Source organism: Winslowiella toletana, from assembly GCF_032164335.1.
Taxonomy (GTDB): Bacteria; Pseudomonadota; Gammaproteobacteria; order Enterobacterales; family Enterobacteriaceae; genus Erwinia; species Erwinia toletana_A.
In genome coordinates, this window is record NZ_CP134152.1 from 2383961 (window position 1) to 2397560 (window position 13600).

The window sequence follows — 13600 nt, forward strand, 5'->3', positions numbered from 1 at the left end:
GGAAAGCCGCCATTTAAAGGGAGCAGGGATTAATATGGCTGAGAAAAGCCCGCCCGCCAGTAATCAGCAGTATCATAAAGCGGTTTTATTTATGATTATCTCTTATCTGAGCATCGCCATTATGGGAGTATTTGTTAAACTCGCCGCAGAGACTATTCCGTCGAGTGAAGTTCTTTTCTTCAGGTTTTTTATCGGTCTATTGTTTATCTTACCACTGATCGTAATGGATAAAGGCTTCAGTTTCAGCATCACACAGCCCGTTTATTTTGCCATAAGAAATATTGCCGGGCTGATGAGTATGTTGCTGATGTTTTATAGCCTGAAAGCACTCTCAGTCTCAACCGCCATGCTTTTAATGAATACCTCAACTTTTTTTGTGCCACTGTTTGTCTTTCTGCTGTTCGGAGAAAAAACCACGTTTAAAGTCGTGTTCTTAACCATCTCAGGATTTATCGGGGTATATATTATTGCGTTATCACCTCAGGAGGAGATGTCACCAACTTATATCCTGATCGGGCTGGCCGGCGCGGCATTTGCTGCGCTGGCCTATACCGGGATAAATCAACTCAGTAAACATCACTCGGCATTACAGATAGTGTTCTGGTTCTATCTGATGAGCAGCATGATATTGCCGGTGGTAAGTGGCTATCATTGGGTTATACCATCATGGTATGAGCTATGGCTGTTGCTTATGGTGGGGTTATCCGGCCTTATCTTTCAGCTATTTATAACCCGGGCACTAAACTGTAGAAATCTCACCGCCGTAACACCTTTTATCTTCACCGGTGTTATTTTTGCGACCTTACTGGACTGGGCGATCTGGAACAATATACCGGCGGTGCAATTTTGGCTGGGCGCGGCGGTAATTATTACTTCAGTCAGCCTGCTGGCGCTAAGCAAAAAGCGGCAGATTTAAACTGTCTGAAGCCGTATAGCTACGTGAAATCTGCAAGGTCAGGGTAGGGGAAAGCGCTCAGATTTCACGTAGCGCAACCAAAACAAACGGCGCTTTAACCGATTCCGCATTGCATAACCGCGCCATGGACAGTAAGGTGGGCGCAATTTCTCAGATTCACCGGACATTCACTATGAACACACACGCCTCAAAAGATCCGTTACATGGCATCACGCTGGAAGCGTTGCTCAACGCCTTAGTGGCACGTTATGGCTGGGCCGAGCTGGCGCAGCGTATCAATATCAACTGCTTCAAAAGCGATCCCAGCATCAAGTCCAGCCTGAAATTTCTTCGCCGTACGCCATGGGCACGTAAAGAAGTGGAAGAACTTTATATTGATTCACTGAACGAGCCTGAAGCAAAAACTGAGATCCCGGCCGATAGTCCATGGGCAAACTGGAAGACTAAATAGTAAAGTCACGGTAATCAGGGTTTGGTTTAAGCAGCGTATTATTATCAGTGTGTAGTATCTCGTTTGATTCAGTGCTTAACACGTTCAACCTACGGAAAGGATTTGATATGAAAATGACAACCATTGCTGCATCTCTGGCTGTAGCTGGTTTCTTCTCCGCTGCGAATGCTGCTACCACAGATAATATTGCGGTGTATTCTACAGTTAAATCGAATGGCTCGATGTCGATCGCCGGTAAAACTGCCTACACCAAAACCTTTGAGGTCATGTTGGCTAAGTTATCAGGTGATGATATTGATTTATCAAAGCTATGCTTAAAAGCTTACTCGCCAGATAACAAAGAGTTCAAACTCGACACGGTTGATGAAGGCCTGAGTTCCGGCTTGTTGAAAGAAGGAAAGCCGGTTAAAGGTATCGCTATGTTTGCATCTGAAAGCGATGCGGTTTCCCAGGCCGCGCTGGTAAAAATCTCTGACGATTGTAAGTGATCTGATTAAGCAGCCTGAGGGCTGCTTTTTTTATAACTTGCTATTACGACTGTCCCGGTCAGGGCAAGGTTAAAATGTCCGCCTTTCAGCAAAGTTGTCATGTCCTTATTCATACCTGTATTATTAATGAATATGTCGGATTATCTTCTGGAGAAATACATTGTTAACGGTCTGGGGTCGTAAAACGTCATCTAATGTACAAGCTCTCATGTGGTGCATTGGAGAGTTAGGTTTACCTTATCAGAGGCATAATGTTGGGCATCGTTATGGTGGGACTGATACTGACGAATTTTATCGTTTGAATCCAAACCGTACTGTTCCTGTTCTACAAGATGGTTGCAATCCTCCATTATGGGAAACAGGGGCTATATTGCGATATCTTGCAAATCAATATGCAACAGGGCATTTTTGGCCTGATGATTTACTGGCGAGAACCGAAGTTGATCGTTGGATGGAATGGTCAAAGTTAAATATCGCACTGACATTTACAGCCCCCATCTTTTGGCGGGTTGCTCGTACACCAAATGAATTGCAGGATGTAGAAGCTATCAGATTGGCAATAGACCAATTTGAAAATAACTTAATGATTGCCGAAGAGATATTCACTGTCAGAGATTACCTGGCGAGTGAACATTTTTCATTAGCTGATATCCAATTTGGGCATGTCTTATATCGTTATTATGATATTGATATAAAGAGAAGATCACTTCCTTACATAGAAGCCTATTATAAACGCCTCCTTAAGAGACCTGCATATCGTGAGCATGTCGCTATTTCCTATGATGAACTCCGTCCAATAACTTAGCGTGCAACCTAACAGACATTTTAGTTTAGTCCAGAGCGGAACATGAACCGCCGATAAATCATAGTTTTCGCGTACCGCTACGTTGGTGCGCATAATGTATATTATGTTAAATTGAATATGGACAACCAATAATCACTCCTCAGCTCACGTCACCTGATGCTGTTGCGGTTAATGACCTCCCTTACCCCTTGATCCCTGACAGCGGCTTTTTTCAAGTCGGATATCATTTTCTCCAATTGCAATTTCCTTTCCCCATCCCAGCCGCCGGTAGAATTCAGCCGCGCGCGTTGTTTTTCCTGTTTCCAGCCTGATAACGGCGTTGGTAATAAACAGCGCTTTTTCAGCAGCCAACACCAACTGTTTACCAATTCCGCGACCTTCGTATTCTGGCAGCACAAAGGCAGCGAACAGATAGCCTTCCTCGTGCACAACCATGGTGAAACCAACAATTGCCTCACCGTCAGTGGCGACCCAGGCGCAACGCGAAGCAACAATCATCGCTTCGACTGACTCTTCAGTAATCCCCAATGCTTCCAGCTCTGCCCGCGTCAGCGCGTTTTCTTTAACGGTAATGCGGACGTCAAAAATTCCTTTAACATCTGATGGCAAAGCATCTCTGATTTGTATCGCCATAACTCTATTTCTCTTCCTGAAGGTGGTTGGAGTTCATCAGTGACCAGGATCATTACTAACATCTTGAATTTTAGCTGTATTTTACAATTGATCGCGCTACGTGAATTCTGAAGATTTAGCAGTAGACCAGTGAGCAAGAATTTACACAGCAGCGCCAAAAAACACCTTCACCCTGCCCTTTAATTAAACTTTTATTACTTTTTCTTTGCTGAAAATAGCAGCAATAGTGCCAACGCTCACTAAATCAACAACATATTGATTCATAGGCAAAAACGTAAACAAATCTAAACAAAATTAATTATTGAGTCGGGAAGTAAAAAGCCCTATATTGGCCGCGTTTTTCATACTGTAGTTACCTTAAACTTAATTTAATACAACGGTGGCGTCACTGACAGCCTAAGTTGTGGGAGTGATATGATGACGGATAAAGTCCGTATTGATACTTTAGGTGCAGATTCATTAAACAGAAACAATGAAGCCTATTTAGCGCGCCAAGCTGAATTTGAATCAAATGTCAGAAGCTATCCACGTAAATTGCCGTTCGCGATTGCGAAAGCCCAGGGCGTCTGGATTACCGACGTAGAAAACAATCAATATCTTGATTGCCTGGCTGGTGCCGGAACGCTGGCGCTTGGACACAACCATCCTGACATGCTGCAGAGCATCCAAAATGTCATTACCAGCGGCTTGCCGTTACATACTCTCGATCTGACAACGCCATTGAAAGATGAGTTCTCAGCTTACCTGCTCTCTTTGCTGCCGGGACAAGGTCAGGATTATTGCCTGCAGTTCTGTGGTCCATCGGGTGCCGATGCGGTTGAAGCTGCACTGAAGCTGGCTAAAAAACATACCGGCCGTAGCGGTGTGATCAGCTTCTCCGGCGGCTACCATGGCATGACCCACGGCGCGCTTTCGGTCACCGGCAACCTGTCGCCGAAAGAAGCGATCAATGGCATGATGCCAGAAGTCCAGTTTATGCCTTATCCGCATCAGTACCGTTGCCCGCTGGGTATCGGCGGCGAAGCTGGCGTTAAAGCACTGACTTACTACTTCGATAACCTGATCAATGACGTTGAAAGCGGCGTTCGCAAACCTGCGGCAGTGATCCTTGAAGCGGTTCAGGGCGAAGGCGGTGTTAACCCGGCTCCGGTCGAATGGCTGCAGCGCATCCGCAAAGTGACTCAGGAACATGGCATTCTGCTGATTCTTGATGAAGTTCAGGCTGGTTTTGCCCGTACCGGTAAATTCTTTGCCTTTGAACACGCCGGCATTGAGCCAGACATCATTGTTATGTCTAAAGCAGTCGGCGGTGGTTTACCGCTGGCGGTATTGGGCATCAAAAAGCAGTTTGACGCATGGGAACCCGGCCATCATACCGGTACTTTCCGTGGCAACCAGCTGGCGATGGCCACCGGCCTGACGACTCTGAAATATCTTAAAGATAATCAGGTTGCAGATAAAGTCGCCGCGCAGGGTGAATGGCTGAAAGCTCAGCTGGCTGAAATGCAAAAACGTTATCCGGTGATCGGTCATATTCGCGGTCTGGGCCTGATGATTGGCATCGAGATTGTGAAACCGGATCAGGCTCAGGATCATATGGGCTGCTATCCGGCTGATGCTGAGTTATCTGCCCTGTTGCAGAAAAAATGCTTTGAGAACGGCTTGATTCTTGAGCGCGGCGGCCGTAATGGTTGCGTGCTGCGCCTGCTGCCATCACTGCTGATCTCCAATGACGAACTGGCTATTTTCCTGGATAAATTTGAAAACGCCCTGCTCGCCGCTGGCGTCAAACCTGTCTGAGTGGAGTGAATTTGATGTCCAGGCCAAACCCAATTCTGGCGGCCTCAGCGCAAAGCACTGAGGCATACCAGCAAGCCATCGCTCAGAGTAGTGAAGCGGTGGTGCAGTGGCTGCAACAACCTGAGATGTATCAGGGTAAAAGCGTTGCGGAACTGCGTGAGCGTATTACGCTGGATTTCAATCCTCAGGGCCTGGGTAACCAGGCCGCGATTGAACGTGCGATTGAATACTTTTTAAAAGACAGCCTGTCAGTGCATCATCCACAGTGCGTGGCACACTTGCACTGCCCAAGCCTGGTGGTAAGCCAGGCTGCTGAGGTCTTGATCAACGCCACTAACCAAAGTATGGATTCATGGGATCAAAGCCCATCAGCCACTATCATCGAAATGAAGTTGATTGAGTGGTTGCGTACTCAGGTGGGTTATCAGCCTGGCGATGCTGGCGTGTTCACCAGTGGTGGCACCCAAAGTAACCTGATGGGTCTGATGCTGGCGCGTGATGCCTTCTTTGCTCGTCAGGGGCATTCGATTCAGCAAGATGGTCTGATTGGTAATCTGCGTAAGATTAAAGTGTTATGTTCTGAAAACGCGCACTTCTCGGTCCAGAAGAACATGGCGTTGCTGGGTCTGGGTTATCAATCCGTCACGCTGGTAAAAACCGATAAGTTCGCGCGTATGGATCTGAACGATTTAGCTGAAAAAGTGGCGCAGGCCCAGGCTAATGACGAACAGATTCTGGCGATTGTCGCCACTGCCGGCACCACTGATGCTGGCGCAATCGACCCACTGCGTGCGATTGCCGGGCTGGCTGCCGAGCACAACATCTGGCTGCATGTGGATGCTGCCTGGGGCGGCGCGCTACTGCTGTCTGAGAAATACCGCGATTATCTGGATGGCATTGAATTAGTGGACTCCATTACCCTGGACTTCCACAAACAGTTCTTTCAGACCATTAGCTGCGGCGCGTTTCTGTTAAAAGAAGCCCGTCACTATGAGCTGATGCGCTATCAGGCGGCCTACCTGAACTCTGAGTTCGATGAAGCGCAGGGTGTGCCAAACCTGGTATCGAAATCGTTGCAGACCACTCGCCGTTTTGATGCTTTAAAACTGTGGATGGGCCTCGAGGCATTAGGGCAAAAACAATACGCTGAGATCATCGATCATGGTGTGACTCTGGCACAGCAGGTTGCGGAGTACGTTGAGCAGCAAGACGCGCTGGAACTGGTTATGCAGCCACAACTGGCAAGCGTGCTGTTCCGTTATCGCCCGCAGCAACTGGCAGACCAGGGTGATGCGGCCGTGGCGCTGCTGAACCAAAAGATTGGTGATGCATTGCTGGATTCCGGCCGCGCTAATGTTGGCGTGACGGAGTTTAATGGTGTCACCTGCCTGAAAGTGACATTGTTAAACCCAACGGTTAGCCTGGATGATATTAAACTGTTGCTGGATCTGGTTGAGCACACTGCTCAGCAACTGCTGACTGCGTAATTTTCTAAACTGGTTCTGCTACGTGAAAAAGCTGATAGCTTATGGTTATCGGCTTTTTTTTTTGAAGCTATTCGGGTGTCTTAAGACTTCTTGCAATGTAGCACAAAGCTCGCAACTCCCTCAGTTCCCTGCCTTTTATCAGACAATGACCACAAAGCTTTACCTAATGCATGCAGAGACTTCGCTCAGCGTGTAGTATGTCAGGCATGAGTAGTGTGCCGTACCGACGGTAGTGGATATTTTCAAAAGACATAATGAGAGATTTACCGATGGATTCATCGACTGGACGTCCCGTTAAGATCCTGTCCGTTTTTGATTTTGATGGAACACTGACCCACCACGACAGCTTTATTCCATTTCTGCGCTTCGCTTTTGGCAGGCGTTTTTTTGCCCGCCGCGTGGTGCGTCTTGCCCTGCCAACTTTGCGTTGCATGCGCAGAAAACTCACCCGTGATGAGCTGAAAGAAGTGCTGATCAAAACATTCCTTACAGGGGTTGATGAGCACTGGGTCCGAGAGCAGGCTGAGGCCTTCTGCCAGGCAAACTGGAGTAAACTGATGCGCCCTGCCGGTTTGCTGGCGGTGGCGGCGGAAGTCAGTTCCGCTGCCGAAGTGACGATTTGCTCCGCTTCACCGGCGCTGGTTTTACAGCCTTTCGCCGATCGCCTGGGGATCAAACTGATTGGCACCCAGTTGGAAGTGAAAGACGGCGTGCTCACCGGTCGTATCACCGGCCACAATTGCCGCTGCGGGCAAAAGGTGAAACGACTGGAAAGCGTCTATGGTCAGCTGAGTGATTATCATTTACGGGCCTGGGGCGACACCCGTGGTGATTACGAACTGCTGGCCGCTGCTCAGGATCCCCACTGGCGTCATTTCCATCCGGCATGGTCAAAACGACGTTCACCACTGGCAAAGCTGCGGATGAGCACCATTTCCTGACGGTAGCCTGGCGCACAGCCTTTGTCATGGGCGGCGAAAACGCCGCCGCTACAGCAGTGAGAATGTCTTTTCTATCTCAGAATTCGCTTCTGTCTGGCAACATCCAGCCAGTCGCGAAACTCAGTTAACAGCATATCGTAGAGATGTTCGTCGGTAATACTGTCATAGTTGTCGATGGGGAAAAAATGGGTATTATCGACCAGCCGATCGGTAAAGGAATCCAGTTTTTCCAGGATGCCGTAGTTGCTGCCACCCAGCCCGACATACTTCCAAAAAATCGGTAACTGCGCGGACTCGCGGATAGCTTCTTTAATCTGGCGAGTTTTACTGATTCCACCGTCGGTGATAAACACCACAAATACCGGTTGCGGCGAATCACGGAAGCTATCAATAATATCCTGCATCACCGGCGGTTCATTATTGGTGCCACCGAGCCCCGGCAGGATCTCCCACGCACCCTTGTTACCGCTGTTTTGCAACCCCTGCACATAGCCATCCAGATTATCCAGCGTCACGTCCCGATACTTTTTAAATTCAGTGGCGAAACCCCAAATATCCATTGAGCCGTCGTCGTCAAACTGCACCGCCAGCGCAGCGATGCGCTCCAGCACTTTCTGAACATTGCCCTTTCTGAACTGAGCGGTCATTGAACCTGACGCGTCCAGCACAAAGGCCACCCTGGCTTTAACATCGCTAAGCCGGTGTTTTTCCAGACTGACGCGGATCGGTTTAGCCAGGCTGACCAGATGTGGGGCCTTCTCCAGTTTCTTTTCAAGACTGACCGTTGAATGTGCCGGAGCTGACACCGGCTGAGCGACATCAACGCCATAATTTAACGCCAGCGGCTCCAGCCCGCCAGTGAATCCCTGCCCCAACGCCCGTAATTTCCATTTGCCGGCATGACGATAAATCTCGGCGACAATCAGTGCTTTTTCCGCACGCCCTGCCGTTTCAACGGTGAATTCGGCAATATCCTGTGCCGTAAAGGTTAGTTGTTGTAATCCGGCAAGGGAATCCGCACCGTCAATAACCAGCGTAATGGCAATTTTCCCGATCGCGGCATCGATGTTGTTTAAATCCAGCGTGATGCTGCTGCCTTGCGCGGCGGTTTGCAGTACCACACTTCTGTTGGCGCTGGCTGGCTGATTAAAGAAAATAAAATCCGCATCGCCGCGTACTTTACCTGATTCATTCAGCATAAAAACGGCGCTATCGGCTTCGCTGTTAAAGCCTGGCTTAGCGGAATACTGTAAGGTCAAAGTGAGCTGTGTTCTCTCAATGACCAGGTTCTGACCGGATTGCAGAATCATTAATGTCATCTCCTTTAGCCAGAAAGCAGCATATTATGAAGAACGGACATAAAAAACCCCGGTCAGGCCGGGGTTTTGCGCTTGCAGCGAATATCAGACATTCACGCCATGCTGAGAGGCCAGTGCAGACAGTCCACCAGCAAAACCCTGGCCAACCGCTTTAAATTTCCATTCAGAGCCGTGACGATACAGCTCACCGAACACCATCGCGGTTTCGGTGGAGGCATCTTCTGACAGATCGAAACGAGCGATTTCTGCGCCGTTGTCGTTGTTATAGATGCGCATATAGCTGTTGCTGACCATGCCGAAGTTCTGCTTACGTGTTTCTGCGTCATAAATGGTGACGGAGAACACCAGTTTCTTCACTTCTGCCGGCACTTTAGCCAGATCAATTTTGACCTGCTCATCATCGCCATCGCCTTCGCCAGTGCGGTTATCGCCCTGGTGCTCAACAGAACCACAGCTGCTCAGCTTGTTGTTAAAGAAGATAAAGCTGCTGTCGCTCAGCACTTTACCATCTTCACCCACCATAAAGACGGATGCGTCGAGATCGAACGCCTGTCCGTCGGTGACACGTGCATCCCAGCCCAGACCCGCCATGGCGATATTCATGGTTGGTGCTTCTTTAGTGAGGGATACGTTACCGCCTTTAACCAGAGAAACTGCCATTGTAAAGCTCCTGCTTATATTGATGGGATTCGGGCAGCGTGACGCTGCCCGTCTTGCGATAAAGCGCTGTTGTTATCAGGATGCGTTAATGCCGTACTGCGCACAAACGGAACCGAGGCCACCAGCATAACCCTGGCCTACCGCACGGAATTTCCATTCGGTATTGTGACGATACAGTTCGCCGAACAGCATCGCGGTTTCGGTTGAAGCATCTTCAGTCAGGTCATAACGAGCAACTTCAGATTTGTTGTCGTCATTGACCAGACGGATAAACGCGCCGGAAACCTGGCCGAAGCTCTGACGACGTGACTGCGCATCATGGATGGTGACCACGAAGACGATTTTGTCGACGTCAGCTGGAATCAGATCCAGTTTGATTTTCAGTGATTCGTCATCGCCATCACCCTCACCGGTACGGTTATCGCCAGTGTGGGTAACGGATCCTTCAGCAGAGGTCAGGTTATTATAGAAAATGAAGTCCGCATCACCGCGAACTTTACCGCTTGCCGACAGCAGGAAAGCAGACGCGTCCAGGTCAAAGTCCTGACCATCGGTAGAACGTGCATCCCAGCCGAGGCCAACCAGAACATTTTTCATGGTTGGAGCCGCTTTGCTCAGGGAAACATTACCGCCTTTGGATAGAGAAACGCTCATTGTAATCACCTCTTAATTAAAGATTTTTCGAATTTATCGTCAGAAATGAGATTAGTTCTCTTTCTTCTCTTCGGCATCGGCTTTACCCGGGAACATCACGCTTAAGATAATCCCCACCGCCAGCACGCCAAGCACGACAAACAGACTCGCTGTCGCTGAAATGCTGTAGCCATGATGCCAGATATGATCGGTGGCATTAAGTCCCAGTTTCACCGCGATAAAGAACAGCAGCACGATAACCGCTTTCTCCAGGTGAACCAGATACTGTTTCAGCGCTTCCAGCACGAAGTAAAGGGTACGCAGGCCGAGGATCGCGAACATCATCGCACTGTATACAATCAGTGGCTCACGGCTGACGGCGATAATCGCCGGAACCGAGTCAAAGGCGAACATCACATCGGATAATTCGACCACCGCCACACACAGCATCAGCGGCGTAGCGTACAGCGCTGCTTTAGTACCACGACCCACGGTGACATCTTTGTTTTCCGGTTTCGCCAGCTCTTCGTCAACTTCTTTCTGGTTAATCAGAAAGGCATTGCCCTTCAGTTTCGGCCAGATCGGGAAGAAGCGTTTCACCATTCGATAGGCAAGGTGCTGAGAGTAATCTTCGATTTCATCACTGTCGTCGCCGCTTTTCAGCATCATTACCGCGGTCCAGGCGACGATCAGCGCAAACACGATTTCGACGTAAGGGCCGAGGCTCAGTAGCCCGGTACCAATCGCCACGAAGATCCCCCTGAACACGATGGCACCGATAATCCCCCAGTAGAGAACACGGTGACGATAGCGATCCGGTACGGCAAACCATGAGAAGATCGCCATCATGACGAACAGGTTATCGACTGACAGCACTTTTTCCAGCGCGTAACCGGTAACAAACAGACTTGCCACCTCAGCACCGTGGTGTATATAGAGGAAACCGGCGAATGCCATCGCCACAAACACCCAGAACAGCGACCACAGTGCTGCACTTTTCAGTGAGATCGGTTTATCACCGCGGTGCATAAACAGATCGATAAAGATGGCTCCGACAGCCAGTGCAACGAAGACAATGACTGTTTCAGTCGGAAAGCCGATATGCGTGGATACCATAGTTAACCCTTAAGGATATTACATCAAAGGCCGAATTCAGCCGGTTCAAAGCCCAGAGCAATAGCGATTTCACGTGCGGCTTTTTGTTCATCCGGGTCGAAGTTGCCATCACTTTTCGCTACTGCGATACCTACCCTGACAGCAAGCTGAGCCGCTTCAGGTTGATCTTTAAGGGCCAGAATGTACTTCATGGTCTCGCCCTTACCGATTTCAATGTCGAAATCAAAGCTGGTGACAAGTTTATTGAAGAACTCAATCACCTCATTGGTTTCAAACACTTTTAACTCTTCAGATGATTTTAAAAAGCCAATCATCTTCTGTTTTTCTTCCGCGCTGACGCCATCACTGGAGACCGCAATACGCGCGCAGACCGCTACCGTACCCTGCATAAACTTTTTGTTTTTATAGCGGCTAACCTGTTTGGTCAGTTCTTCACGGCTGGCGGTAAATGCGCCTTTAACTCTGTTGAAAAAACTCATGGTGAAATCCTCTGTCAGTCATTACTTGGAGCCCGCTTTCCAGCGGAATCCCCAGCCGAAGGCTTGATCCATCTCGGCATGGCCATTAAAGAACTGGTTGATACGTTCGACTTTAATATTGCCGTTCTCATTAACCAGTCGCGCGATAGCACACAAATTGCGGCGGTCCTGTCCTTCGGTCATTCGCGTTTCAATCGGTGGCTGATCCGGCATATGAATGGTGACGACGCCATCGGTCTTATCCCAGCTGGCGACACCTTCATAAATAAAGGCATATATCAGCACTTCGCGAATGTGTTTCCACTCGCGACCGTTGATATGCAGCCACTCACCGCTGGTCACTTCACCGGTGCGGTCATCACCCTGCAATTCGACGAAGGGTTCGCTGTTCAGGCGGCCAAAGTTGTTGCCTAACGCCTGAATCACACCTTTCGAACCGTCGCTCAGTTCAACAAAAGCACCAAGATCGAGATCGATGCCTTTACTGCCGCCACCAAACAGCGAGCGCAGTCCACCCTGTGGAGCACTGCCACGTTGCCAGTTAAGGTTGATGCGGATTTCGCCAAAGTTGTCGCGTTTCGTCAGGCTGATCGCCGGCTTTTCTTTGGTCAGGGAAACCTTACTCAAATTAATCTTTTGCGCAGCAGGCGCTGGCGCGGGTGACGGTGACGGTGACGGTGACGGTGACGGTGCGGCAGAAGGCGCAGGCGCATCAGCAATGTCCACACCAAAATGCTCAGCCAATGGCTTGAGTCCACCGTTAAATCCTTGCGCCACAAAACGGAATTTCCAGTCGTTATTGCGACGATAAAACTCACCGAGGATCAGCGCGGCTTCCTGGCGGCCATTCAGCTCGACGGTACCGCTCAGCTGCACCTGGTTAGCCGATTCAATCTGGATCACCAGGCGTTGCAGACCGGCAACGGTCTGATTGCCGTCGCAGGTGACGGTAAACGCGACTTTTTGCACTTCCGGCTTAAGACGGCTGAGATCGACGGCAAACGCTGAATTGTGGCCTTCTGTCGTCAGGCTGATGGTACGGTCATCGTTTACCGGCTGACCATAAAACACCATATCCGCATCACCGTTCACTTTACCGCTGGCAAACAGACGAAAAGCAGAGGCGTCAACCTGCGCACCCGACAGTACGCGTACGGTCAGCGGCCCGGATGAAACAGGGGCATTGCCCCCCGGCGTCATATTCATTAGCGCACCACTGCGGCAACGATATCGCTGTGCATGTCGTCAATAGTCCGACCGCTACAGGCTTTACCCAGCGCGGTGAAATCCCACTGACCGTTGTTACGTTGTAATGCCGCGATCACGATCCCGGTATGGGCACCCTGCTCCGTCAGCTGATAACGGGCCAGCTCTTTACCGGCCTGGTCGACCACGCGGCAAAATGCATTTTCAACGTCATTAAAAGTCTGACCACGGAAACTGTTAACCGTGAAAGCCAGATACTCAACCTGAGGCGCCAGTCGTGCCAGCTCGACGTTGATCACTTCGTCATCACCGTCGCCTTCACCGGTGAGGTTGTCACCGCTATGGATCACCGCACCACAGGAGGATTTAAGTTTACGAAACCAGATGGTATCGATTTGATTGCCTGACTTATCCAGCAACACACAGCCAGCATCAAGGTCAATTGAATCACTGCCGCCGCCGAACAGCTTACCCATAAATCCTTTCTTTTTGATTGGATCCCAGCCTAAACCAAAATGCAGTTTGTTAAGCGCAGAAGATTGCTTGCTGAGTGATACTGTCTGGTTCTTGGTTAATGAAACCATTGTCTTATATCCTTCAAAGTGGTATTGAAAAAAGTAGCGTTCTTTTACACCATAATCCATGAGCTGAAAATCATATCATGAT

Annotated in this window: 15 protein-coding genes; 7 read left to right on the forward strand and 8 right to left on the reverse strand. The window is 49.5% G+C overall.

Annotated elements, in window-relative coordinates; genetic code table 11:
* The first annotated feature begins 121 nt into the window (after window positions 1-121).
* From RIN69_RS11235 to RIN69_RS11250, 4 genes are all read left to right on the forward strand, one after another.
* Window positions 122-916 (forward strand): DMT family transporter, encoded by a 795-nt coding sequence (locus tag RIN69_RS11235; RefSeq protein ID WP_313857469.1) that lies wholly within the window; start codon window positions 122-124, stop codon window positions 914-916.
* 172 nt (window positions 917-1088) lie between these two features.
* Window positions 1089-1367 carry a VF530 family protein gene (locus RIN69_RS11240; protein WP_313857470.1) on the forward strand — a complete coding sequence of 93 codons (279 nt, stop codon included), beginning with the start codon at window positions 1089-1091 and terminating at the stop codon, window positions 1365-1367.
* 107 nt (window positions 1368-1474) lie between these two features.
* Complete coding sequence (locus RIN69_RS11245; protein WP_313857471.1) at window positions 1475-1855, forward strand: DUF4354 family protein; 381 nt, start codon at window positions 1475-1477, stop codon at window positions 1853-1855.
* Between the two features lie 160 nt (window positions 1856-2015).
* Window positions 2016-2660: a glutathione S-transferase family protein gene (locus tag RIN69_RS11250; protein ID WP_313857472.1), complete on the forward strand. Its 645-nt coding sequence runs from the start codon at window positions 2016-2018 to the stop codon at window positions 2658-2660.
* A gap of 168 nt (window positions 2661-2828) precedes the next feature.
* Here RIN69_RS11250 and RIN69_RS11255 read toward each other — a convergent pair whose 3' ends face one another.
* On the reverse strand, window positions 2829-3293 hold the full coding sequence (locus RIN69_RS11255; RefSeq protein ID WP_313857473.1) for a GNAT family N-acetyltransferase: 465 nt from the start codon (window positions 3291-3293) through the stop codon (window positions 2829-2831).
* Window positions 3294-3710: 417 nt separating this feature from the next.
* On the opposite strand from RIN69_RS11255, the gene RIN69_RS11260 reads away from it, so the two are divergent.
* The 3 genes from RIN69_RS11260 to RIN69_RS11270 all read left to right on the forward strand — a co-directional run bounded on the left by RIN69_RS11260 (window position 3711) and on the right by RIN69_RS11270 (window position 7521).
* Window positions 3711-5093, forward strand: a complete 1383-nt coding sequence (locus RIN69_RS11260; protein ID WP_313857715.1) for a diaminobutyrate--2-oxoglutarate transaminase — start codon at window positions 3711-3713, stop codon at window positions 5091-5093.
* A 14-nt stretch (window positions 5094-5107) separates the two neighbouring features.
* Entirely contained in the window at window positions 5108-6580 is a 1473-nt protein-coding gene (locus tag RIN69_RS11265; protein WP_313857475.1) for a pyridoxal phosphate-dependent decarboxylase family protein, read from the forward strand.
* A 269-nt stretch (window positions 6581-6849) separates the two neighbouring features.
* Window positions 6850-7521 (forward strand): HAD-IB family hydrolase, encoded by a 672-nt coding sequence (locus RIN69_RS11270; protein ID WP_313857476.1) that lies wholly within the window; start codon window positions 6850-6852, stop codon window positions 7519-7521.
* A 71-nt stretch (window positions 7522-7592) separates the two neighbouring features.
* Here the strand turns inward: RIN69_RS11270 and RIN69_RS11275 are convergent, their stop codons facing one another.
* The 7 genes from RIN69_RS11275 to RIN69_RS11305 all read right to left on the reverse strand — a co-directional run bounded on the left by RIN69_RS11275 (window position 7593) and on the right by RIN69_RS11305 (window position 13518).
* Entirely contained in the window at window positions 7593-8831 is a 1239-nt protein-coding gene (locus RIN69_RS11275; protein ID WP_313857477.1) for a vWA domain-containing protein, read from the reverse strand.
* A gap of 93 nt (window positions 8832-8924) precedes the next feature.
* Window positions 8925-9500: a TerD family protein gene (locus RIN69_RS11280; protein ID WP_313857479.1), complete on the reverse strand. Its 576-nt coding sequence runs from the start codon at window positions 9498-9500 to the stop codon at window positions 8925-8927.
* Between the two features lie 75 nt (window positions 9501-9575).
* A complete protein-coding gene (locus RIN69_RS11285; protein ID WP_313857481.1) occupies window positions 9576-10154 on the reverse strand; it encodes a TerD family protein in 579 nt (192 codons plus the stop codon).
* Window positions 10155-10205: 51 nt separating this feature from the next.
* Window positions 10206-11249 (reverse strand): TerC/Alx family metal homeostasis membrane protein, encoded by a 1044-nt coding sequence (locus RIN69_RS11290; RefSeq protein WP_313857483.1) that lies wholly within the window; start codon window positions 11247-11249, stop codon window positions 10206-10208.
* Between the two features lie 23 nt (window positions 11250-11272).
* The gene (locus RIN69_RS11295) at window positions 11273-11728 is read right to left on the reverse strand and encodes a tellurite resistance TerB family protein (RefSeq protein WP_313857484.1); all 456 of its coding nucleotides are present in this window, start codon (window positions 11726-11728) and stop codon (window positions 11273-11275) included.
* A 21-nt stretch (window positions 11729-11749) separates the two neighbouring features.
* Window positions 11750-12934 carry a TerD family protein gene (locus tag RIN69_RS11300; protein WP_313857485.1) on the reverse strand — a complete coding sequence of 395 codons (1185 nt, stop codon included), beginning with the start codon at window positions 12932-12934 and terminating at the stop codon, window positions 11750-11752.
* On the reverse strand, window positions 12934-13518 hold the full coding sequence (locus tag RIN69_RS11305; protein ID WP_313857486.1) for a TerD family protein: 585 nt from the start codon (window positions 13516-13518) through the stop codon (window positions 12934-12936). Before RIN69_RS11305 ends, RIN69_RS11300 begins: the two co-directional genes overlap by 1 nt.
* Between the last annotated feature and the right edge of the window lie 82 nt (window positions 13519-13600).